The organism is Agromyces sp. C10, from assembly GCF_023217995.1.
GTDB classification, from domain to species: domain Bacteria; phylum Actinomycetota; class Actinomycetes; order Actinomycetales; family Microbacteriaceae; genus Agromyces; species Agromyces indicus.
Genome location: NZ_JALPSX010000001.1, coordinates 296,060 through 317,698 on the forward strand (window position 1 = coordinate 296,060; position 21,639 = coordinate 317,698).

Annotated in this window: 25 protein-coding genes; 17 read left to right on the top strand and 8 right to left on the bottom strand. The window is 74.0% G+C overall.

Annotation, left to right across the window (positions count from 1 at the left end; all coding sequences use genetic code 11):
• The first annotated feature begins 5 nt into the window (after positions 1-5).
• The gene (locus tag M1L56_RS01470) at positions 6-620 is read left to right on the top strand and encodes a hypothetical protein (RefSeq protein ID WP_248597856.1); all 615 of its coding nucleotides are present in this window, start codon (positions 6-8) and stop codon (positions 618-620) included.
• Positions 621-630: 10 nt separating this feature from the next.
• On the opposite strand, the gene M1L56_RS01475 is transcribed toward M1L56_RS01470, so the two are convergent.
• Genes M1L56_RS01475 through M1L56_RS01485 form a run of 3 tightly spaced genes read right to left on the bottom strand, consistent with a single transcriptional unit; the run spans position 631 to position 3,531 of the window.
• Complete coding sequence (locus tag M1L56_RS01475; RefSeq protein WP_248597857.1) at positions 631-1,314, bottom strand: GNAT family N-acetyltransferase; 684 nt, start codon at positions 1,312-1,314, stop codon at positions 631-633.
• A gap of 28 nt (positions 1,315-1,342) precedes the next feature.
• Positions 1,343-2,761: a glutamyl-tRNA reductase gene (locus M1L56_RS01480; protein ID WP_248597858.1), complete on the bottom strand. Its 1,419-nt coding sequence runs from the start codon at positions 2,759-2,761 to the stop codon at positions 1,343-1,345.
• A gap of 56 nt (positions 2,762-2,817) precedes the next feature.
• A complete protein-coding gene (locus tag M1L56_RS01485) occupies positions 2,818-3,531 on the bottom strand; it encodes a hypothetical protein (RefSeq protein WP_248597859.1) in 714 nt (237 codons plus the stop codon).
• A gap of 187 nt (positions 3,532-3,718) precedes the next feature.
• On the opposite strand from M1L56_RS01485, the gene hemE reads away from it, so the two are divergent.
• The 14 genes from hemE to M1L56_RS01555 all read left to right on the top strand — a co-directional run bounded on the left by hemE (position 3,719) and on the right by M1L56_RS01555 (position 15,770).
• Positions 3,719-4,879: a uroporphyrinogen decarboxylase gene (hemE, locus tag M1L56_RS01490; protein ID WP_067947750.1), complete on the top strand. Its 1,161-nt coding sequence runs from the start codon at positions 3,719-3,721 to the stop codon at positions 4,877-4,879.
• Entirely contained in the window at positions 4,876-6,390 is a 1,515-nt protein-coding gene (gene hemG, locus M1L56_RS01495; protein WP_248597860.1) for a protoporphyrinogen oxidase, read from the top strand. The genes hemE and hemG overlap by 4 nt, the downstream gene beginning before the upstream one ends.
• Before the next feature lie 115 nt (positions 6,391-6,505).
• Positions 6,506-6,979, top strand: a complete 474-nt coding sequence (locus tag M1L56_RS01500) for a YtxH domain-containing protein (protein WP_197466983.1) — start codon at positions 6,506-6,508, stop codon at positions 6,977-6,979.
• 27 nt (positions 6,980-7,006) lie between these two features.
• Entirely contained in the window at positions 7,007-7,414 is a 408-nt protein-coding gene (locus M1L56_RS01505; protein ID WP_067947752.1) for a phage holin family protein, read from the top strand.
• Positions 7,398-7,694 carry a DUF3618 domain-containing protein gene (locus M1L56_RS01510; protein ID WP_157356756.1) on the top strand — a complete coding sequence of 99 codons (297 nt, stop codon included), beginning with the start codon at positions 7,398-7,400 and terminating at the stop codon, positions 7,692-7,694. Before M1L56_RS01505 ends, M1L56_RS01510 begins: the two co-directional genes overlap by 17 nt.
• Before the next feature lie 7 nt (positions 7,695-7,701).
• A complete protein-coding gene (locus tag M1L56_RS16035; protein WP_248597861.1) occupies positions 7,702-8,388 on the top strand; it encodes a GntR family transcriptional regulator in 687 nt (228 codons plus the stop codon).
• 25 nt (positions 8,389-8,413) lie between these two features.
• Positions 8,414-8,923: an OsmC family protein gene (locus tag M1L56_RS01520; RefSeq protein WP_248597862.1), complete on the top strand. Its 510-nt coding sequence runs from the start codon at positions 8,414-8,416 to the stop codon at positions 8,921-8,923.
• A gap of 59 nt (positions 8,924-8,982) precedes the next feature.
• Positions 8,983-9,720: a hydrogen peroxide-dependent heme synthase gene (gene hemQ / locus M1L56_RS01525; RefSeq protein ID WP_248597863.1), complete on the top strand. Its 738-nt coding sequence runs from the start codon at positions 8,983-8,985 to the stop codon at positions 9,718-9,720.
• Positions 9,720-10,943, top strand: coding sequence for a ferrochelatase (locus tag M1L56_RS01530; RefSeq protein WP_067947757.1), 1,224 nt, complete (start codon positions 9,720-9,722; stop codon positions 10,941-10,943). The genes hemQ and M1L56_RS01530 overlap by 1 nt, the downstream gene beginning before the upstream one ends.
• Complete coding sequence (gene hemC / locus M1L56_RS01535) at positions 10,940-11,902, top strand: hydroxymethylbilane synthase (RefSeq protein ID WP_248597864.1); 963 nt, start codon at positions 10,940-10,942, stop codon at positions 11,900-11,902. The genes M1L56_RS01530 and hemC overlap by 4 nt, the downstream gene beginning before the upstream one ends.
• A gap of 14 nt (positions 11,903-11,916) precedes the next feature.
• Complete coding sequence (locus M1L56_RS01540; protein WP_067947850.1) at positions 11,917-12,714, top strand: uroporphyrinogen-III synthase; 798 nt, start codon at positions 11,917-11,919, stop codon at positions 12,712-12,714.
• A gap of 84 nt (positions 12,715-12,798) precedes the next feature.
• Positions 12,799-13,794 (top strand): porphobilinogen synthase, encoded by a 996-nt coding sequence (gene hemB / locus M1L56_RS01545; protein WP_248597865.1) that lies wholly within the window; start codon positions 12,799-12,801, stop codon positions 13,792-13,794.
• A complete protein-coding gene (hemL, locus tag M1L56_RS01550) occupies positions 13,791-15,125 on the top strand; it encodes a glutamate-1-semialdehyde 2,1-aminomutase (protein WP_248597866.1) in 1,335 nt (444 codons plus the stop codon). The genes hemB and hemL overlap by 4 nt, the downstream gene beginning before the upstream one ends.
• Before the next feature lie 192 nt (positions 15,126-15,317).
• Complete coding sequence (locus tag M1L56_RS01555) at positions 15,318-15,770, top strand: hypothetical protein (protein ID WP_248597867.1); 453 nt, start codon at positions 15,318-15,320, stop codon at positions 15,768-15,770.
• A gap of 33 nt (positions 15,771-15,803) precedes the next feature.
• On the opposite strand, the gene M1L56_RS01560 is transcribed toward M1L56_RS01555, so the two are convergent.
• The 5 genes from M1L56_RS01560 to M1L56_RS01580 all read right to left on the bottom strand — a co-directional run bounded on the left by M1L56_RS01560 (position 15,804) and on the right by M1L56_RS01580 (position 20,090).
• Positions 15,804-16,196 (bottom strand): DUF1304 domain-containing protein, encoded by a 393-nt coding sequence (locus M1L56_RS01560; RefSeq protein ID WP_248597868.1) that lies wholly within the window; start codon positions 16,194-16,196, stop codon positions 15,804-15,806.
• A 73-nt stretch (positions 16,197-16,269) separates the two neighbouring features.
• Entirely contained in the window at positions 16,270-17,100 is an 831-nt protein-coding gene (locus tag M1L56_RS01565) for an ABC transporter permease (protein WP_248597869.1), read from the bottom strand.
• Entirely contained in the window at positions 17,100-17,996 is an 897-nt protein-coding gene (locus M1L56_RS01570; RefSeq protein ID WP_248597870.1) for an ABC transporter ATP-binding protein, read from the bottom strand. The genes M1L56_RS01565 and M1L56_RS01570 overlap by 1 nt, the downstream gene beginning before the upstream one ends.
• A gap of 86 nt (positions 17,997-18,082) precedes the next feature.
• Positions 18,083-18,859 carry an isocitrate lyase/phosphoenolpyruvate mutase family protein gene (locus tag M1L56_RS01575; protein WP_248597871.1) on the bottom strand — a complete coding sequence of 259 codons (777 nt, stop codon included), beginning with the start codon at positions 18,857-18,859 and terminating at the stop codon, positions 18,083-18,085.
• Positions 18,860-18,878: 19 nt separating this feature from the next.
• On the bottom strand, positions 18,879-20,090 hold the full coding sequence (locus tag M1L56_RS01580) for a cysteine desulfurase-like protein (protein ID WP_248597872.1): 1,212 nt from the start codon (positions 20,088-20,090) through the stop codon (positions 18,879-18,881).
• A gap of 49 nt (positions 20,091-20,139) precedes the next feature.
• Between M1L56_RS01580 and M1L56_RS01585 the strand changes: the two genes are divergently transcribed.
• Positions 20,140-21,036: an LssY C-terminal domain-containing protein gene (locus M1L56_RS01585; RefSeq protein ID WP_248597873.1), complete on the top strand. Its 897-nt coding sequence runs from the start codon at positions 20,140-20,142 to the stop codon at positions 21,034-21,036.
• The gene (locus tag M1L56_RS01590) at positions 21,033-21,635 is read left to right on the top strand and encodes a hypothetical protein (RefSeq protein WP_248597874.1); all 603 of its coding nucleotides are present in this window, start codon (positions 21,033-21,035) and stop codon (positions 21,633-21,635) included. The genes M1L56_RS01585 and M1L56_RS01590 overlap by 4 nt, the downstream gene beginning before the upstream one ends.
• The last annotated feature ends 4 nt before the right edge of the window (positions 21,636-21,639 follow it).

The following is a 21,639-nucleotide window of genomic DNA, read 5'->3' on the forward strand; positions in this document are numbered from 1 at the left end:
ACCGCATGCACGCGGCATCCGGTGGTGGCTTCTTCGACGTCGAGCGGCCGGAACCGCCCGAACCCGATGAGCTGCCCACTCCGCCGTGGATGCAGCCGCCGCGCGACGAGCTGCCCGGCCGGGTCGTGCTCGACGAGGTGCTGTTCCGCAGTGAGCGGGTCGTGCTCGTGCTGCGCGAGATCCGCCGGTTCGGCAACGGCCTCGACCTGCGGCTGGGCTGGTCGGCGCGTCGGGCGGGGATGCCGCGACGCGAGTGGGACGAGTCCATGCAGTCCGCCATGGGGTGGCAGACACCGCCCGGCGACGAGTCGGCCTTCCGGGTCGGGCTCCGGCTTCCGGATGGCGCGCCGCTGCTGCCGCTGCATCTCCTCGGCAACCCGTGGGGTGAGCCGGAGTCGGTCGCGCCGCCGACCCTCATGGCGAATCACGGAGGAAGCAGCGGCGGCGCCGACTGGTACGACGGCAGGCAGACGGCGTGGCTGTGGTGGCCGACGCGGCCCGAGGGCGACGACCTCGAGCTCGTGGTCGAATGGCGCGGGCTCGAGATCCCCGAGCTCTCGCACCGCATACCGGCCGACGTGCTCGCCGCCGCACCGGCTCCGCGTCCCCTCTGGGACTGAACTCCCCGCGTCAGGCCCGCCCGGCGCGCAGCGCCCGCCACTCGCGGCGCAGCATGCCGTACGACGCCGTGTCCTGCCATTCGCCGTCGTTCCACTCCTCCTCGACGAGGGTCGCCTCGCGGCGCATGCCCAGTCGTTCGCAGAGTCGAGCGGATGCCGCATTGCGGGCGTCGAGGTGCGCGACGACCCGGTGCGCGACGAGCCGCCCGAAGGCGAGATCCAGTGTGGCGGCGGCCGCCTCCGCGGCGAGACCGCGCCCGTGGAAGTCGGGGTGGACGACCCAGCCGATCTCGAGACGGGCGTGGACGGATGACGCGAGCCGCAGCATGATGTCGCCGACCACGCGATCCTCGCGGGGGCGGCCGGGTGCGGCATCCGTCGTCGAGGGCTCGCCGACGAGGGCCATCGCGAGGAACACCGCATCGCCGTCGTCGGCCAGGCGGCGGGATGCCGCGCGGGTCTCGGTGTGCTCGCGCGCCTGGTCGCGGTCGCGCTCGGGCCACGGGATGTAGCGCAGCACCTCGGGCAGGGACTGGTACTCCCAGACGTCGTCGGCGTCGGCGGTCGCGAGGGGTCGCAGCCGCAGTCGTTCGGTCCGGATCGGCCGGCGGTCGAGCTCGGCCACGTCGAACGGGAGCCGAAGCGCGGGCGGGCCGGCGTCGGCCGCGTCATCCGGTCGTTCGTGCACGGTCACGGGGCGACAGCGTAGCGCGCGGGACGTGTCAGCGGGTGCCGCCGGCGCGGCGCCCTCGCTCGTCCTCGGGGCGCTCGTCGGCGCCGGCGGAGGCCGCCGCCTCGGGCTCGGGCCGGATGCCGAACATCGCCTCGAGGCCGTCGAGCCAGGCCTGCTGCTCGCCCGCGCGGGCGTACTCGCGCGAGCGCGCCATGGGGGTGTGCAGCAGTACGCCGGCCATGTGGCGGAGCGCGGCCTCGGTGCGGCCGTCGTCGTCGCCGCGCACCCGGGCGCGGCGGATCTCGGCGTCGAGCACGTCGAACACGTGCTTGCGGAGGGCGACGACCGCGGGCGCGAGGTCGAGCTCTTCACCGACGCGGCTGAACTTGCGGGCGGCGCGCTCGACGAGCTCGCGCGCGGCATCCGTCGCACCGAACTCCTCGAGCGGCGCGTGGATCTTGATGGTCTCGAGGTCGAGCAGGTCGACGCCGGGTACGCCGGCGACGTCGGGGTCGACGTTGCGGGGCAGGCCCAGGTCGATGATGAGCTGGCGCGGCGCCTCGGCCTGCGCCGCGTCATCCGCTTCGCCCTCGACCGTGGTCGCCGTGCCCTCGCGCGGGCGGAGCAGGGCGACGGGAACGGGCCGCTCGGCCACCGCGAGCTCGGTGCGGCCGAGCTCGATCAGCGAGCGGTCGACGACGTGGTGCTCGACCATGGTGCAGGTGACGATGAGGTCGGCGCCGGCAGCCGCCATGGCGTAGTCGCCGGTCTCGACGGCGGCGATGTCGTGGCTCGCGGCGAACTTCGCGCCGCGGCCCGTGGGCGAGTACACCGATACGTCGGTCACGCCGCGGTCGCGCAGCGCGGCGAGCGATGCGCCGGCGTAGCGGCCGGTGCCGACGAGCAGGACCCGCACGGCCGACCAGTCGGTGACGCGGCTCTCGGCGAGGTCGAGTGCGAGGCGCACGAGTGAGCGGCCCTCGCTGCCGATGCCGGTCGCGTTCTTCACGCGCCGCGACGTCTGCGAGGCGCGCTGGAACAGCCGCTCGAGCTCGGGCGTCGTGGTGCCCTCCTTGCGAGCGCGCTCGAGCGAGCGGCGCACCTGCCCTGCGATCTCGCCCTCGCCGACGACGACCGATTCGAGACCGGATGCCACGGCGAACAGGTGACCGGCGACGGCGTTGCCGTGCACGAAGCCGAAGGTGCTGCGCAGCTCGTCCGGCTCGAGGGCGGCGACGTCGCCGACCGCGCGGATGGCGTCGTGGACGGCGTCGACGGGGGAGTCGCCCTCGGGGGTGTCGAGGTCGAGGTAGGCCTCGAAGCGGTTGCAGGTCGCCACGACGACGGCGCCCTGCACGGCCGGGTGCCCGTCGAGGAGACGGGGTGCGGCGTGCTCGGCGGTCGCCGAAAGCCGTTCGAGCATGTCGAACCCGGCGTTCTTGTGACTCGCGGTGAGACAGATGAGCACCAGACGATTCTACCGGTGGTCGAAAGGTGCTCCGACCGGCCGTGTCATCATCGGGTTCAGGCCGCAGCGTGGGGCCGGATCACGGGGATGGCGCCCGTGAGCGGCGGCAGTTCGAGCCCCTCGGCCGCGAGGGCGGCCCGGTGTCGCGCCTTCCACGATCGCACCGTCGCGAAGAACGGGGCGTCGGTGAGCGCGTACCGGCCGAGACGTGGGTCGCTCAGCATGACGGGCAGCTCGACGCTGATGCCCGCCCGCCGGACCCGCACGACGGCGACGGGCACCTCGGTGCTGCCGACGACCGCGCGATCCGAGCGGATGGTGCGCACCTCGCGCCACGGGAAGTGGGCGACCCGGCGGGGACGACGTCCGCCGCTCCAGAACGAGAGGCCGCCGTCGTCGGCGACGATCGAGAACCGCGACGGGAGGGCGGCCGTGCTGCCGCCCGGGTGGCCGAGTTCGGTGAGGCGCGCGACGAGCTCGCGGTTGCGGATGCCGCTCGCGATCTCGCCGCGATGGATGCTCTGGAGCGCCCGGCGCCGTGCCGTCGCGCGCGCGGACGCGGCGCCGCGTCGCAGCGCCACCGCGACCGCGACGATCGCGGTCGCGGTCGCGAGCACGAGCGCGAGTTCGGTGGCGGGCATCTCGGGCAGGCGCGGCACGAGCCGCTCCACCCAGGCCTGGCCGAGCGCCAGCCCGGCCACGAGGAGGACGGCGGCGAGCGCGACCAGGACGATCGATCCGGTGCGATGCCGCGGTGCAGTGCTGGACATTGGGGGACTCCGTGGGTGGCGGAGGCGCGCCGTCGCTGGGGAGGCGTCGGTGCGTCGCCGTGCGCGGGGGATGCACGACCGTCCGACTGTAGCGCCGTGGGAGCGCGACCACCAGACCTCGTTCTCCATTCGTCCAACATCCGGCGTCGCCGGCGGAACAGGACGCGTTCAGTCGCGATGGGGGAGGATGTTGCGCGTGATCCTCTCCCCGCAGCATCCGCTCGCCTCAGGCCTCACCCACGACTCGCGCCTCGTGCGCGCCTACCGCGGTGAGCGCAGCGACACCACGCCGGTGTGGTTCATGCGCCAGGCCGGGCGCTCGCTGCCGGAGTACCGCGAGCTGCGCGTCGGCACCCGCATGCTCGACGCGTGCCTCGACCCCGCGATGGCGGCCGAGATCACGCTCCAGCCCATCCGCCGCCACGGCGTCGACGCGGGCATCTTCTTCAGCGACATCGTGGTGCCGTTGAAGCTCGTCGGCGTCGACGTCGAGATCCAGCCCGGCCGCGGTCCGGTGTTCGGGTCGTCGTACGGCGATGCGGCGGGCGTCGCCGAGCTGACGAGGATCGACCCGGCCACGCTCGACGAGGCCGCCGGCCCCATCGCCGAGGCCGTGCAGCGCACCGTCGCCGAACTCGCGACGCTCACCGCGCCCGGCGCCCCGACCAGTACGCCGCTCATCGGCTTCGCCGGTGCGCCGTTCACCCTCGCCGCGTACCTGGCAGAGGGCGGCCCGTCGAAGGACCACCTCGCCGCGCGCACGCTCATGCACGCCGACCCGGGCGCCTGGCGCGCCCTCATGGACTGGACCGCCGAGCTCACGGGCCGCTTCCTGCGCACGCAGGTGCTCGCCGGGGCGTCCGCGGCGCAGCTGTTCGACTCGTGGGCGGGCGCGCTCTCGCTCGCCGACTACGAGACGCACGTGGCCCCCGCCTCCGCGGCGGCCCTCGCGCACGTGCACGACCTCGAGTACGAGGTGCCGGGGGCGACGGATGCCGCGGGCGCGCCCGTCCGCCGCGCCGTGCCCGTCGTGCACTTCGGGGTCGGCACGGGCGAACTGCTCGGCGCGATGGCCTCGGTCGGCGTCGACGCGCTCGGCGTGGACTACCGCGTGCCGCTCGACGTGGCATCCGCCCGGGTCGGCGGTGGCGTGCCGCTGCAGGGCAACCTCGACCCCGCGCTCCTCGCCGCGCCGTGGCCCGTGCTCGAGCGCGCGGTCCGCGACGTGCTCGACCGCGGCCGGGTCGCACCCGCGCACGTGTTCAACCTCGGCCACGGCGTGCCCCCCGAGACGGACCCGACCGCACTGACGCGCGTCGTGGAGCTCGTGCACGAGGCCGGCCGATGACCGACCCCGGGGTCACCGGCGGTGCCGAGCACCGCACGACCGACGTGGTCGTGGTCGGCGGTGGCGTGGCCGGACTGGTCGCAGCGCTCGAGTGCGCGCGGATCGGGCTCGGCGTGACCGTGCTCGAGCGGGCCGACCGGCCGGGAGGCTGCGTCGGCCGCATCGAGCTCGACGGCCTCGCGCTCGACAGCGGCGCCGAGTCGTTCGCGACCCGCAACGGGTCGGTGGCCGCCCTGGCCGAGCGGCTCGGCCTCGGCGACCGCATCGAGCGGCCGAATCCGTCGGGGGCCTGGCTGGTCTGGGGCGATGGCGGCGCGACGAAGGCCGCGCCGCTGCCGCGCACCGGCATGCTCGGCATCCCCGCGAACCCGCTCGGCGACGACGTGCGCGCCATCATCGGGTGGGGCGGCGCCTGGCGGGCGTGGCTCGACCGGGTGCGGCCGATCCTCAAGATCGGACGAGCGGAACGGCTCGGCCCGCTGGTCCGCGAGCGGATGGGCCGGGCGGTGCTCGACCGGCTGGTCGCGCCGATCTCGGCGGGCGTGTACTCGACCGATCCCGACGACCTCGACGTCGACGTCGTCGCGCCCGGGCTGAACGAGGCCATGACGCGTGCCGGGTCCCTGTCGGGCGGCGTGGCGCAGCTCGTCGGCGAGCGGAAGGCGGGCAGCGCGGTCCTCGGGCTCCGCGGCGGCATGCACACCCTCGTCGACGCCCTGCTCGCCGAACTCGACCGCTTCGGCGCCGACGTGCGCACCGGGGTGCGGGTCACCGCACTCGACCGGGGCGAGCCGGCGGCGACGGAGGACGGCCGCCCGGCGTCCGCGTGGCGCGCGGTCGGCGAGGCCGCCGCCTACGACGGCGGCGCACCCGGCTCCGTGGTGGTCGACGCGCGCTTCGCGATCGTCGCGACGCCGGCGCACGTCTCCCGCGGACTCCTCGCAGGCCTCGTCGGCGAGGAGGCGCTCGCCGAGGAGTGGCCGGACGCGGCATCCGTCGAACTGGTCACGCTCGTGCTCGACGCCCCGGCGCTCGACGCGGCGCCCCGCGGCACCGGCGTGCTCGTCGCGGCCGACGCGCCGGGCGTCACGGCGAAGGCGCTGACGCACTCGAGCGCCAAGTGGCCCTGGCTCGCGGATGCCGCATCGGGCCGTCACGTCGTCCGCCTCTCCTACGGCCGCGCGGGCGCCGCCGGGCCGCTCGCGGACCTCGATGACGATGCGGTGACCGAGCTCGCGGTGCGCGACGCGTCGGCGCTGCTCGGCGTCCCGCTGGACCGCTCGCAGGTGCGCGCCGCCGGGCGCAGCGCCTGGCGGGACGCCCTCTCGCAGGCCGCCGTCGGCCAGCGCGCTCGCGTCCGCGCACTCGAGGAGGCGATCGACGAGCACTCCGGCCTCGCCGTCACGGGCTCGTGGGTGGCCGGGACGGGGCTCGCGTCGGTCGTGCCGCACGCGACCGAGGCGGCCGGACGCATCCGCCACCTGGCCGTCCACGTCGCCGACGACGCATAGCCGCAACGGAATACGAGGACGCCCGAGACCTCGCAACCCCCTTGCGCGGCCCGGGTCGGGGTCTACGCTGGGTGTCACTGCTGTCTTGACAACCGCAGCGGGGGATGGGGTGCACATGAAGGGCAAGTTCCTCTTCGTCGTCGGTCTCGGCGTCGGCTACGTGCTGGGCACGCGCGCCGGACGCGAGCGCTACGAGCAGATCCGCAAGGCGGCGGAGGACGTCTGGAACCAACCGAAGGTCCAGGAGGGCGTCGACACGGTCAAGGGCTTCGCGATGAGCCGTGCCGGTGACGTCGGCGACAAGGTCCTCGACGGCGCGAAGAAGCTCGTGTCGCAGTTCACCAGCACGCAGGGATCCACGCGGTCCTCGTCCGCGAAGTCCGCCTCGGGCTCGTCGACCGGCTCGTCGTCGGGCACGGCGTCGACCGGCTCGGGCTCATCGCGTTCGACCTCCGGCGGGTCGTCCTCGAAGTCGAGCGGCAACGGCAGCAAGGGGTCGTCGGGCTCCTCGTCGTCGGGCTCCTCCTCGTCGTCGAACTCGAACGCCAAGTCCGCCGGATCGGGTTCGGGCTCCTCGAGCTCGTCCTGACCGATCCCTGACGGAGGTGGAATCGCGATGTCCTCACCACTGAACGACGAGCGCGGGCTGTTCACGCTGCTCGGAGAACTGCCCGACCGCATCTCCACGCTGGTCCGAGCCGAGATCGACCAGGTCAAGGCCGAACTCACCTACAAGGCGAAGCACTTCGGCATCGGCGCGGGCCTCGTCGTCGTGGCGGCGTTCGTCGGCATCTTCCTGCTCGGCACCCTCATCGCGACCGGCATCCTCGCGCTGTCGCTCGTGATGCCGGGATGGGCGGCGGCGCTCATCGTGTCGGGCGTGCTGCTGCTGATCATCCTGATCCTGCTCGGGGTGGCCGTGCTCAACTTCAAGCGCGGCAGCGAGCCGCTCGAATCGATCGAGAGCGTCCGCCAGGACCTCGACGCGATCACCGGACGGGGGGCGTATGGCAGCCGGAACTGACGTGGCGACGCTCGACAAGAAGACGCAGCGGAACCTGACGCGCCTGCAGGCGCACGACAACGCGCGTGCCGCACGCGACGAGCTCGCGGCGACCCTCGGCGCGATCGAGGAGCACCTCAACGTGCCGAAGCGCCTGGCGCGTGCGACCGCCCGGGCGAAGCTCCGCGTGCAGCGCTTCGCCGACGAGCAGCCCGGCACGGCCATCGCGGTCGCCGCCGGGGTGGCCGTCGCGGTGGGGGTCGGCGTGTGGCTCGTGGTTCGCGCCAACCTCGAACGGTGACGATCCGGTGACGGATGCCGCGGCGTCGGCCGACGCGGCCGGCAACGCGCCCACCGCGGTCGAACGCGCGACGGCGCAGCTCCGCGAGGAGATCCTGAGCGGCACCCTTCCGCCGGACGAGCCGCTCAGGGAGGAGTCGTGCGCCGCGCGGCTGGGCGTCTCCCGGCACACCATCCGGGCGGCGTTCCAGCGACTCGTCGCCGAGCGGCTCGCCGTCGCCGAACCCTACCGGGGCGTTCGCGTGACGAGCTTCGACGACGCGCAGCTGCTCGCGCTGCAGCAGCTCCGCGCCGCACTCGAGGTCGAGGCCGTGCGGATCGCCTTCCAGCGATTCGGCGGGGCGCTGCCCGAGGCGGCGCTGGCGCCGGCGCGGGCGGCGATCGATGCGATGGAGCGGTTGAGCACCGGTGACGACCGGCCGGGATCCGCCCCGGACGCGGCCTGGCTCGAGGTCGAGCGGCTGCACGCCGACTTCCACTCCGCCCTCGTGGCCGCCTCCGGCAGCCCGCGGATCATCGAGATCCACACGACCCTCGGCAGCGAGCTGCTGCTGTTCATCCTCCACGCGCGGACGCACTACAGCGTCGCGTCGGTCGTCGAGGAGCATCGGCGCCTCCTCGACGAGCTCCCGACGCGGGGGCCGGAGGCGCTGCGCGCCCACCTCGAACACTCGACCAGGCTGCTCCTCGACTGAGCGGCCGCCCCTGAGGACGCACGACATGGACCGGACCGAACTGCGGGCCCTGCAGGCCCCGCTCAAGGAGCGCTACCGCGACGACCCCGACGCGGCGGTCACGCCCGTGGCCGCCCGCGGGTCGTTCGCCGACCCGGGCATCACCGCCACCATCGACACCTGGGCGGGCCCGGTCCGAACCGGGTTGCACCCCGCGACGGGCGGAGACGGCGGCGACGCCTGCTCGGCGGACTTCCTCCTCCAGGCGCTCCTCGGGTGCGCCGGGGTGACGCTCCGATCCGTGGCGACGGCGATGGGCGTCGAGATCCGCTCGGCCGAGCTCAGCGCCGAGGGCGTGTTCGACGTCCGGGGCACGCTCGGCATCGACCGGACCGTCCCCGTGGGCGTCATGGACGTGGTGGTCACGGCCGTCGTCGACACCGACGCGGACGACGCCGCGCTCGAGCGGCTCCGCACCGGAACCGAGCGGTTCTGCGTGGTGGCGCAGTCGCTCGCCGAGGCGCCGGAGTTCGTCGTGGTGCGGGCGACGAGCTGACGCCGCGGCATCCGTCGACCGCATTTCGTCCTTTCAGGTTGCGGGGGGAGGATAGGGACATGTCTTCCCCCGCTGCCGAAGGGGCAGCCGACGCGCCCCGACCCGAATCCGCCGACGAGCAGACGTACGAGGGCTACACCCTCTTCGCCGTGCTCCGGAAGGACCCAGCTCGACCCGACGACCTCGACGGCCGCGACGTCCCGCGGTTCGTCGACGAGCTCGACGGCGTGATCAACCTCGTCCAGGACGAGGGCGTCGTCGTCCGTGGCATCTACGACGTCTCCGGCCTCCGCGCCGACGCCGACGTCATGGTGTGGCTGCACGGGCCGACCGCCGAGGGACTCCAGTGGGCGCTGCGCGAGCTGCGGCGCGCCAGGCTGTTCCGCGCGCTGCTGCCCACGTGGAACGCGATGGGCGTGCACCGCGACGCCGAGTTCAACAAGGCGCACGTGCCCGGCTTCCTCCGCGGCGTCGAGCCCAGGGCGTGGCTCACGATCTACCCCTTCGTCCGCAGCTACGAGTGGTACCTGCTGCCGCCCGAGGAGCGCGGCCGCATGCTCGCCGAGCACGGGCGGAAGGGCGCCGCGTTCCGCGGGGTCATCGCCAACACCGTCTCGGCGTTCTCGCTCGGCGACTACGAGTGGCTGCTGCCCATGGAGTCCGACGAGCTCACCGACCTGGTCGACATGATGCGCGACCTGCGCGCCACCGACGCCCGTCGTCACGTGCGCGACGAACTGCCGTTCTACACCGGTCGACGCATCACGACCGCCGAACTCGTGGAGGTACTGCAGTAATGGCCGCGACGAACATCGGGCGCAAGCCCGCTCCCGCGACCTCGGCATACTGCGCACCGGGCGCCGTCGTGCCCGGTGCGACCGCGCCCGCCCGGTCCGGACCCGAGCACGTCGAGGAGCCCGTCGCGTACGACGCGATCCTCCTCGCCGGCTTCGGTGGGCCCGAGGGGCAGGACGACGTCATCCCGTTCCTGCGCAATGTCACGCGCGGCCGCGGCATCCCCGACGAGCGCCTCGAGGAGGTCGCCCACCACTACCGCCACTTCGGCGGCGTGAGCCCGATCAACGAGCACAACCGCCAGCTGAAGGCGGCGCTCGAGGCCGAGCTCGCGGGCCGCGGCATCGACCTGCCGGTGATCTGGGGCAACCGCAACTGGGACCCGTACCTCAACGACGCGGTCCGCGAGGCGAACGAGCGCGGGTACACCAAGCTCATCGCGATCGCCACGAGCGCCTACAGCTCGTACTCGAGCTGCCGCCAGTACCGCGAGGACTACGCCGACGCGCTCGAGGACACGGGCCTCGGCGAGGTCATCGAGATCGACAAGGTGCGCCAGTTCTTCGACCACCCCGGCTTCGTGACGCCGTTCGTCGAGGGCCTGCGCGACGGGCTCGCGAAGCTCGAGGCCGAGCACCCGGGGCTGAACCGCACGACCGAGGTCGAGGTGCTGTTCGCCACGCACTCCATCCCGACGGCGGATGCCGCGAAGTCGGGCCCCGCGGAGCGCGGGTTCGGCGAGGGCGGCGCGTACGCGGCGCAGCACCTCGCGGTCGCCGAGGTCGTCATGCGCGAGGCCGGCGCCGCCGACGTGCCGTGGCAGCTCGTCTACCAGTCGCGGTCCGGGCCCCCCTCGCAGCCGTGGCTCGAGCCCGACGTGAACGACGCGATCGCCGAGCTGCCCGCCGCGGGCCGCAAGGCCGTCGTGATCGTGCCCCTCGGGTTCGTGAGCGACCACATGGAGGTCATGTGGGACCTCGACGAGGAGGCGATGGAGACGGCCGAGGAGCACGGGCTCGCCGCCGTCCGCGTCCCGACGCCCGGCGTGCACCCCGCGTACGTCGCCGGCCTCGTCGACCTCGTGCTCGAGCGCGTGAACGGCACGCCCGCCGCCGACCGCCCGCACCTGACCGACCTCGGGCCCTGGTACGACACGTGCCGCCCCGGCTGCTGCGAGAACGTGCGCCTCGGCTTCAAGCCGGCGCTCGCGGGGATCGCGCCGTGAGTCCTGCGCGCGACGTGATCCGGGTGGGCACGCGGGGCAGCGCCCTCGCCCTCGCGCAGACCCGGCAGATCGCCGAGCGGCTCGGTGCGGCGGCCGACGCCGACATCGAGATCGTGACGGTCACGACCCAGGGCGACACGTCGCGCGCGTCGCTGCAGCAGATCGGCGGCACCGGAGTGTTCGCCGCGGCCCTGCGCGAGGCGCTCGTCGCGGGGGAGTGCGACGTGGTCGTGCACTCGCTGAAGGACCTGCCGACGGGCGAGCACCCCGACCTGCGCCTCGGCGCCGTGCCCAAGCGCGCCGACGCGCGCGACAGCCTGTGCGCGCGCGACGGGCTCGCGCTCGCCGACCTGCCCGAGGGGGCCCGCATCGGCACCGGCTCGCCGCGCCGCATCGCGCAGCTCGGGCAAGCCCGACCCGACGTGGTCGCGGTCGACGTGCGCGGCAACATCGACACGCGCCTCGGCTTCGTCGAGCAGGGCGAACTCGACGCGGTGCTGCTCGCGTCGGCCGGCCTGCAGCGGTTGGGTCGAGCGGATGCCGCGACCGAGCGCTTCGAGCTCGCCGACTGGCCCACGGCGCCGGGCCAGGGCGCGCTCGCGCTCGAGGTCCGTCGCGAGCGCGGACCGCGCCACCTGGAGCGCGGACTCGAGGCCGTCGACCACGCGTCGACGAGGGCCACGGTGCTCGCCGAGCGGCTGGTGCTCGCGGGTCTCGAGGCCGGGTGCGCCGCGCCCATCGGCGCGACCGCGTTCATCGAGGACGAACTTCTGTTCCTCACGGCGACGGTGTACAGTGCCGACGGGACGCGGTGGTTGACGAGTTCGCACGCCGCGACCCCCGAAAGCCGCTCGGCCGCCGATCTGGCGGACGCGGCCCGCGATGTCGCAGAACGCGCCGTCGCGGAACTCCTCGGCAACGGCGCCGCCGACCTCGCACCTGCCCTGGAGTCGCCGTGACCGAATTCGAACCGATGACCGGCCCCCTCCACCTGCCCGGCGCAGATGGATCCAAGCCGCTCGCCGGTTGGCGCGTACTCGTGCCGCGCGGCGGACCCTGGGGCGACTCGGTCGCCGGGTCGCTGCGGGCGCGCGGCGCGTCGCCGATCATCGCGCCGATGATCAACTTCGCGCCGACCGACGACCAGCCGGCGCTCGAGGCGGCGCTCGCGAAGCTCGCTGCCGGCGGCTTCGACTGGGTCACCGTCACGAGCGCGACGACGGTCGACGTGCTCTCCTCGTACGGCGCGGTCATCCCGGAGTCGACGAAGGTCGCCGCGGTGGGCGAGACCACCGCGGCCGCCCTCGTCGCGGCCGGTTACCGCGCCGACATCGTTCCCAGCGAAGACAATTCCGCCCGGGGCCTCCTCGAGGAGTGGGAGGCCGCGACCGAGGGCGTGAAGCCGTTGCGGGTCCTCGCGCTCCGCTCGGCGATCGCGAAGCAGGTGCTCTCCGTGGGGCTCGAGCGCATCGGCCACCACGTCGAGGCGGTCGTCGCGTACCGCACCGTCGGCGTCCCGGTCGCGCAGAAGGTCGTCGATGACGTGCGCGCCGGCAAGGTCGACGCGATCCTCGTCACGTCGGGCAGCGTCGCCGAGCAGGTGCAGGCGCAGCTCGGCCCCATCCCCGAGCGCACGCTCGTCGCCGCCATCGGCCCGCAGACCCAGAAGGATGCCGCGAAGCTCGGCCTCCGCGTCGACGTCGTCGCCGCCGAGCGCAGCGCCGAGTCCCTCATCGAGGCGGTCGTGCACGCCGCCACGCAGACGGTCTAGCCCCGCGCCATCCGCTCGTCCGCGCCATCCGTGCACGAGTCCGCGCCCACCGAGCGTCCAGCCGGGCGCGCGTAGGCTTGGCGGGTGACTTCCGCACCCGCCCCCCGCGTGCGACCCCGGCGCCTCCGCGAGACGCCGGCCCTCCGCCGCCTCGTCTCCGAGACCCGCCTCGACCCGGCCGAGCTCGTGCTGCCGATCTTCGTCCGCGAGGGCGTCGACGAGCCGCTGCCGATCGCCTCGATGCCCGGCGTCGTGCAGCACTCGCTCGACTCGGTGAAGCAGGCGGTGACGGATGCCGCGGCCGCGGGCGTCGGCGGCGTGATGCTGTTCGGCGTCCCGGAGACGCGCGATGCGACGGGCTCGTGCGGCGTCGACCCCGAGGGCATCCTCAACGTCGCCACGCGCGTCGTGGCCGACGAGGTCGGCGACGCGCTCGTCGTGCAGACCGACCTGTGCCTCGACGAGTTCACCGACCACGGCCACTGCGGCGTGCTCGACGCGCTCGGCCGCGTCGACAACGACGCGACGCTCGAGCGCTACCGCGAGATGGCGCTCGTGCAGGCGGCGTCCGGATCGCAGCTCCTCGGCCTCTCCGGGATGATGGACGGCCAGGTCGCCGCGGTGCGCGAGGCGCTCGACGGCGCCGGCTTCGCGCACACCGCGATCCTCGCGTACTCGGCCAAGTACGCCTCGGCGTTCTACGGCCCCTTCCGCGACGCGGTCGAGTCGACCCTCGAGGGCGACCGCCGCACGTACCAGCTCGACCCCGGCAACCGCCGCGAGGGCCTCCGCGAAGCGATGATCGACATCGACGAGGGCGCCGACGTCGTGATGGTCAAGCCCGCGGGCTCGTACCTCGACGTGCTGGCGGATGTCGCCGCCGCGAGCGACGTCCCGGTCTGGGCGTACCAGGTGTCGGGCGAGTACGCGATGATCGAGGCCGCTGCGATGCACGGCTGGATCGACCGCCGTCGTGCGGTGATCGAGTCGGTCCGCGGCATCCGTCGTGCCGGTGCCGATGCCGTGCTGACCTACTGGGCGACCGAGCTCGCCGGATGGATCCGGGAGGGGATCGAATGACCACCGCCACGCAGACCAACGCCGACCTGTTCGCCCGCGCGCAGGCGGCCATTCCCGGCGGCGTGAACTCGCCCGTACGCGCGTTCCGCTCGGTCGGCGGCACGCCGCGCTTCCTCGTCTCGGCGCGCGGACCGTACGTGACCGACGCCGAGGGACGCGAGTACGTCGACCTCGTCGCCGGTTGGGGGCCGGCCATCCTCGGCCATGCGCACCCCGAGGTGATCGCCGCCGTGCAGGAGGCCGCGGCGCGCGGCCTGTCGTTCGGCGCGTCGACGCCCGTCGAGACCGAGCTGGCCGAGCTCATCGAGCAGCGCGTGGCGCCGATCGAGAAGCTGCGCCTGGTGTCGACGGGCACCGAGGCGACGATGAGCGCCATCCGGCTCGCCCGCGGCTTCACCGGCCGCGACCTGCTCGTGAAGTTCTCGGGCCACTACCACGGCCACTCCGACGGGCTGCTCGCCGAGGCCGGCTCGGGACTCGCGACGTTCGCGCTGCCCGGTTCCGCGGGCGTGCCCGCCGACGTCGCCGCGCTCACGCTCGTCGTGCCGTACAACGACCTCGACGCCCTGCGCGCGGTGTTCGCCGAGCACGGCGACCGCATCGCGGCGGTCATCACCGAGGCCGCCGCCGCGAACATGGGCGTCGTCCCGCCGCTGCCCGGCTTCAACCGCGCGCTCGTCGAGCTCGCGCACGCGCACGGCGCGCTCGTCATCAGCGACGAGGTGCTCACCGGGTTCCGGGTCTCGAAGGCCGGCTGGTGGGGCCTCGAGGCCGAGACGGATGCCGCGTACACGCCCGACCTCGTCACGTTCGGCAAGGTCGTGGGCGGCGGCATGCCCGTCGCCGCGCTCGGCGGTCGAACCGAGATCATGGAGCGGCTCGCGCCGCTCGGCCCGGTCTACCAGGCGGGCACGCTCTCCGGGAACCCGGTCGCCGTCACGGCCGGCGTCACCACGCTGCGGCTCGCCGACGACGCGGTCTACGCGCGGCTCGACGAGGTCGCGGCACTGCTGCAGCGCGAGGTCTCCGCGGCGCTCGCCGCCGAAGGCGTCGCGCACGTGGTGCAGACGGCCGGCAACCTGTTCAGCTTCCTGTTCGGCGACGCGGTCGCGGGCGGCGCGCGCGACTACGCGGGCGTGCTGGCGCAGGAGTCGTGGCGTTACCCGCCGTTCTTCCACGCGATGCTCGAGGCCGGCGTCTCGCTGCCGCCGAGCGTCTTCGAGGCGTGGTTCGTCACGGCCGCGCACGACGACGCGGCGGTCTCGCGGATCCTCGACGCCCTTCCCGCCGCAGCCCGCGCCGCGGCATCCGCTCGCCCCCCGCACCTCTGACCGGCACCCCGTTCTCAGGAGTTCTGCGGCGGGTCGCCGCGGCGACCGGCGTGTCGTCCTGAGAACGGCGCGGTTCGGCGCCCGGGGTCCTGAGAACGGGGCAGCGGTGGTCGGGTTCGTGCACGAAACGGATGTCGCGTTTGTGGAGCGTCGACGACGCGACCGGGATGACCGTCGGGCAGGATGGAACATATGGCCAACCTCCGCGTGCACAACGACCGGCTCGAGGTCCACCTCACGCCGGCCGAGAAGACGCTCGCGATGCGGTCGGCCGACGTCATCGTCCAGCGCGACGACATCCGCTCGGCCACCATCACCGACGACCCGTGGATCTGGATCCGCGGCATCCGTCGTCGCGGCAGCGAGGTGCCCCTGGTGCTCGCGGTCGGCGTCTGGAAGACGCACGGCGGCAGCGACTTCGTGCTCGTCAAGCGCAAGCGGCAGGCGATCGTGCTCGAGCTGTCCGGGGGCGAGTTCGCGCGACTCGTGCTGAGCACCAGCCGCGCGGCCGAGCTCATCGACCGGCTGAAGGTCGGCGTGCCCGTCGTCGCCGATGCCGACGGGGCCGACCCCGAGGATGCCGAGCCCGCGGAGCACCACGTGCCGAGCGAGGTCTTCGCCGAAGAGGAGACCAGCGGCGACTGAGCCGCGGCGACCGAGCCGCGCCGCCCGCCGGGCTCAGACGAACAGGAACAGCACGAACGCGATGAGCGGCAGCGTGCCCTGGATGAGCCCCGGCCGCAGGTAGCCGGACCCGGTCGTCGTCAGCACCACCGCCGCCGCGGTCATCGACGCGGTGGTGAAGAGCACGAGCGCGCGCCCCGCGTACGGCAACCCCGCCCAGAACAGCAGGGCCAGCCCGCCCAGGGCGCCCACGGCGAGGAACAGGTTGTAGAAGCCCTGGTTGTACGCCATCGGCCGCAGCACCTCGGCCTGCTCGGGCGTGCGCACCCCGAACGCCCGCCACGTCGACGGATGCGACCACCGGATGCTCTCGAGCACGAAGATCCAGACGTGCAGCAGCGCCGCGAGCACGACGACGATCGTCGCGGCGACCTGGAGGAACCCCATGGCCGGATGCTACGCCCACGAGGGCCTGCGCGGCACGCGCCCCGAAGGCGGGGCGCGCACGACCGGGCGATCGTCAGGACACGTCGCGACGCCAGGTGGTCAGGCCGCCGAGCACCGTCGCGACCACGGCGATGCCGAGCAGCACGAGGCCGCCCTGCCACCACTCGAGCGTCTCGACCGCGCCCATGCCCGCGACGCTGTAGAACGACGCGCCGACCAGTGCGTCGCTCGCGGCGCCGGGCAGGTAGCGGCCGATCTCGGCCGTCACGTCGTTGAGGGATGCCGCGAGCCGCAGGATCGGCTCGACGAACTGCGTGAACGCGATCACGATCACGATCGCGGCGACCTGGTTCGGCACGAGCGCGCCGAGTCCGACGCCGATCGCCCCCCAGAGCGCCATGGCGAGGATGCCGCGGCCCACGAGCGCCCACGTGTCGGACGAGTCGAGCCCGGTCTCGAGGTCGAACGCGGCGAGGGCGGCCGCGCCCGCTCCGACCGAGGTCGCGAACCCGATGACGCCGAGCACGGCACCCATGACGAGCTGGGACGTGAACTTGCCGCCGAGGACCGTCGCGCGGTGCGGTTCGGCGAGGAAGGTCGCGGTGAGGGTGCGGTGCCGGAACTCGCCCGTGACCGCGAGGGCGCCGAGCAGCACGGGGAAGACGTACCCGACCGAGGACGCGAAGCTGTAGAGCAGCGGCGCGAGCTCCATCCCGGGCGGCATGGCGGTGCTGCCGCCGGCTTGCGCCGCGGCCTCCGGGTTCTGCACCGTCCACCCGAGGAACGCGCCGAACCCGCCCGACATCACCGCCACGTAGGCGACGAGCACGAGCGCGAGCAGCCACCACATGCGCGTGGTGAGGACCTTCCGGAACTCCGCGGCGATCGAACGCACGAACGACATCACTCCTCACCCTCGCCCACGAGCGCGAGGAAGGAGTCCTCGAGGCCCGACGCCAACCGGTGCAGCGAACTCAGCTCCACGCCGCCCACGAAGGCGGCGTGCCCCACCACCCCCGGATCGGGCTCGTCGACGATCATCCCCTCGGGGCCCTCGGTGTAGTCGAGGCCGGCCTGGTCGAGCGCGGCGGCCAGCCGCAGGCGGTGCGGGGAGTCGACGACGGTGCGCGGCGCGACCTCGAGCTCGAGGCTCGCGAGCGATCCCGACTTCACGAGTCGACCGCGCGAGATGATGACGACCTCGTCGACCGACTGCTGCACCTCGCTCAGCAGGTGCGAGCTCACGAGGACCGTGCGGCCCTCGCGTGCGAGGCTCCGCAGGAACCCGCGGATCCACTTGATGCCCTCGGGGTCGAGCCCGTTGATGGGCTCGTCGAGCACGAGCACGCGCGGGTCGCCGAGCAGCGTCGTGGCCAGCGCGAGCCGCTGCCGCATGCCGAGCGAGAAGCCGCCCACGCGGCGGTCGGCGAACTCCGACAGCCCCACCTGGGCGAGCACGTCGGGCACCCGGGCCGAGCGGATGCCGCCGGCGCTCGCCACGACGCGCAGGTGATCCCTCGCGGTGCGCCCCGGGTGGAACGCGGCGTCGAGCGCGGCCCCCACCGTCTCGAGCGGGCGCGGCAGGTCGCGGTAGCGGGTGCCGCCGAAGGTGGCCGTGCCCGCCGTGGGGCGCACGAGGCCGAGCAGCGCACGCAGCGTCGTCGTCTTGCCGGCGCCGTTCGGGCCGAGGAATCCCGTGACGCGCCCCGGCTCGACGGTGAATGAGAGGTCGTCGACCGCGGTCACCTGCCCGAAGCGCTTCGTGAGACCGCTGATCTCGATGGGGATGCCGTCGGCCATGCGCGCTCCTCGGGTCGGGTGCGGCGCGCGTCCGTCGCGCGCCCCGGACAGACTATCGACACGGCCGCGGCGGGGCCGCGCCGGCCTCAGTTGAGCGGGCGGATGCCGCTCGGGAGCACCCCGCCGCGGTACAGGTACGCCGCGGCATCCTGCAACGACCCCAGCGCGAGGCGCTGCGGGTACGGCCCGTACGAGATGCGGGCCACGCGCAGCTCCTCGAGCCGCGCCGGCGGCGGGATCGACGGGAGTCCGATGACGCTGAGGCGGCGCTCGCCGAGGCCGTCGACCAGCTCGGCGACGACGTCCTCGCCGAAGTCGCCCGGCACGAACACGCACGTGGCGCCCGCGTCGAGGTACGCGCGCCCCCGTTCGATCGCGTCGGCCATCCACACGTCGCGGGGACGGTCGTGGCCGCGCAGCCATGCGTCGGTGCGCGCGTTGAGCGCGAGGGGCACCCCCTCGGCCTCGGCCGCGGCGACGGCGGCCTCGACCGCGGCGACCGACTCCGCCAGCGGCCGCAGCTCGTCCTCGAGGTTGGCCCCGGCGACGCCGAGGCCCACGGCGCGACGGATCGTCTCGCCGGGGTCGCCGTACCCCGCCTCGAGGTCGGCGCTCACGGGGACGTCGACGGCCGCGGCGATCCGGCCGACCATGTCGAGCATCAGGTCGACGGGGATCCGCTCGCCGTCCGGGTAGCCGAACGTCGCGGCGATGGCGTGGCTCGCGGTGGCGAGCGCGAGGGTCTCGGGGAGCGCCGCGACCGTGCGGGCGCTCGCGACATCCCAGACGTTGACGACCTGGAGCAGGCGCGGGTCGTCGTGGAGGCGCCGCAGCTCGGCGGCCGCCGCGGGGGAGGCGTTCATGGAACGAGCGTACGGCCCGTCAGCCGAGCGCGGCCGCGAGGCTCGCGAGCAACCGGTCGACGTCCGACTCGTCGGTGTACGGGGCGAGTCCGACGCGCAGCCCGCCCTCGTCGCCGAGGCCGAGGTGCCGGGACGCCTCGAGCGCGTAGAAGTTGCCGCTCGGCGCCAGCACGCGGTCCGCGGCCAGCCGCTGCGTGACCTCGGCCGCGGCGCGTCCCTCGAAGGTCATGAGCACGGTCGGCGTCCGCCGCTCGGCGCGCGAGCGCACGGTGACGGCGTCGAGGTCGTCGAGCCCGGCCCGGAGCCGGTCGGCGAGGGCGCGTTCGTGCCCGTGCAGCGCCGCGTACGACGTCGCCAGGCGGGCGCGGCGGGAGGCCGCGGCATCCGTCGCCTCGGGATCGAGCGAGGCGAGCACGTCGACCGCGGCGGTCACGCCCGCGAGCAGCTCGTACGGCAGCGTGCCGAACTCGAACCGTTCGGGCACCGCGTTCGTCGACGGCAGCAGCTTGTCGGGCTCGATGGTCTCGAGCAGCTCGGGCCGGGCGACGAGCACGCCGCAGTGCGGGCCGAGGAACTTGTACGGCGAGCACGTGAAGAAGTCGGCGCCGAGCGTCACGACGTCGGGCAGTTCGTGGGCGGCGTAGTGCACGCCGTCGACGAACAGCAGGGCGCCCGCGGCGTGCACGGCCGCGGCGATGGCGGGGATGTCGGGCATCGTGCCGAGGAGGTTGGACGCGGCGGTCACCGCGACGAGCCGGGTGCGCGGCCCGAGCAGCGAGGCGATCGCCTCGACCGGCAGCTCGCCGGTCTCCGGGTCGAAGTCGGCCCACCGCACGGTCGCCCCGGCGCGCTCGGCGGCCTGCACCCACGGACGCACGTTCGAGTCGTGGTCGAGGCGCGTCACCACGACCTCGTCGCCGTCGCCCCAGTCGCGCGAGAGGTGCCGCGAGAAGTCGTACGCGAGCTGGGTCGCGCTGCGCCCGTGCACGACGCCCCGCGGGTGCGCGTTCACGAGGTCGGCGACCGCGAGGCGGAACGACGTCACGGCCTCCTCGGCGCGCACCTCCGACTCGCCGGTCATGCCCCGGTTCGACAGCGGGCCGGTGAGCACGGAGGCCACGGCCTCGCCCACCTGCCGCGGGGTCTGCGTGCCGCCCGGGCCGTCGAACTGCGCCCACCCGTAGTCGAGCGCGGGAAACCAGGAGCGGATGCGGGCGACGTCGTAGGCCATGCGCCAGAGCCTAGGTCACGTGACCGGCGTCGGGGGTTAGCATGCACCCATGCAGGGGGCAGGGGAGTCGCCCGGACCGCGCGACGAGCGTCCGGCGCCCGACCTGCCGCCGCGGCTGTCGTTCACGGCGCTGCTCGACGGGTTCTTCTTCGTCTTCGCCGGAGCGGCCGCGGTGTGGCTCGCGTGGCTGCTGTTCCAGCAGTCGTTCGAGTTCGGCTGGTGGGGCATCGCGTTCTTCGTCGTGTTCTGGCTCGTCCTCGCGTACCTCGTCCTGCCCCGCCTGCACCGGATCCTCACGACGATCTACGTGCCCGACTACTTCATCGGCCGCACCCGCACGAGCGACGGGTTGCTCGGCGACCCGGTGAACATCGCGTTCGACGGGCCCGAGGCATCCGTGCACGCCGCCATGCGCGCCGCCGGATGGACCCGCGCCGACGACATCACGCTCGCCTCCAGCTGGCGCATCGTCACCTCCACGCTCCGCCGCCGCAGCTACGACGAGGCGCCCGTGAGCCCGCTGTTCCTGTTCGGCCGCCAGCAGGACTTCGCCTACCAGCAGGAGGTCGAGGGCAACCCGGCCAGGCGCCACCACGTGCGCTTCTGGCGCACCCCCGACGGCTGGCTGCTGCCCGGCGGGCTGCGCGTCGACTGGCTCGCCGCCGGGACCTTCGACCGCGCGGTCGGCTTCTCGCTGTTCACCCTGCAGGTCACGCACAAGATCGACGCCGACATCGACATCGAACGCGACCACATCGTCGCGTCGCTCACCGGCGCGGACGTCGGCGTGCGCGTGCGCGTCCTGCACGACTTCTCGACCGGGTACCACTCCCGCAACGGCGGCGGCGACACCATCCGCACCGACGGCGACCTGCCGGTGGTCGACGTGCGGGCGGTGCGGGTGACGGATGCCGCGGCATCCGTCGTCGGGGAGGCGACACCGTGACGGCCGCGACCGGGCCCGACCTGCCCGTCGGGAAGCGCACCGCGTTCGAGCCGCCCGCGCGCCTCGCCGAGCACGAACCGCTGCAGCGACGGATGCGGCGGCCGGCGGCGACCTCGTTCGGCGCGGTGCTCGTGGTGCTGCGCGCGATCGCCGGCGCGATCTGGCTCGCCGCGGTGGCCCTGAACTGGTCGGCGGTCGAGCGCGAGTTCGACCTGCAGCTCGGGGGCGCGGCGGAGGCGGCGGCCTCGGACGTCGCGCGCTCCGTCGTCCTGCTCATCGGCGGCACGGTGCTGCTCATCGATCTCGTGCTCGCCGTGCTCATCTGGTTCGGCAGCAACTGGGCCCGCATCACCGTGATGCTCTTCGCGACGATCAACATCAGCGTCGCGGCGATCGACTCGTTCACGGGCGACACCGAGGTCACCATCCGGACCACCTTCCTGACCGTGGCGATCGACATCCTGATCCTGCTCGCGCTCTCGAGCCGGGACGCGCGCGCCTGGGCCCGGGTGCGGCGGCACGGGCGGCACGCCGCGGCCTCGCATCCCCGCCGGCCCGTCCGGGACGACCCTGAGGACGCGCCCGGGACGGCGTCGTAGGTTC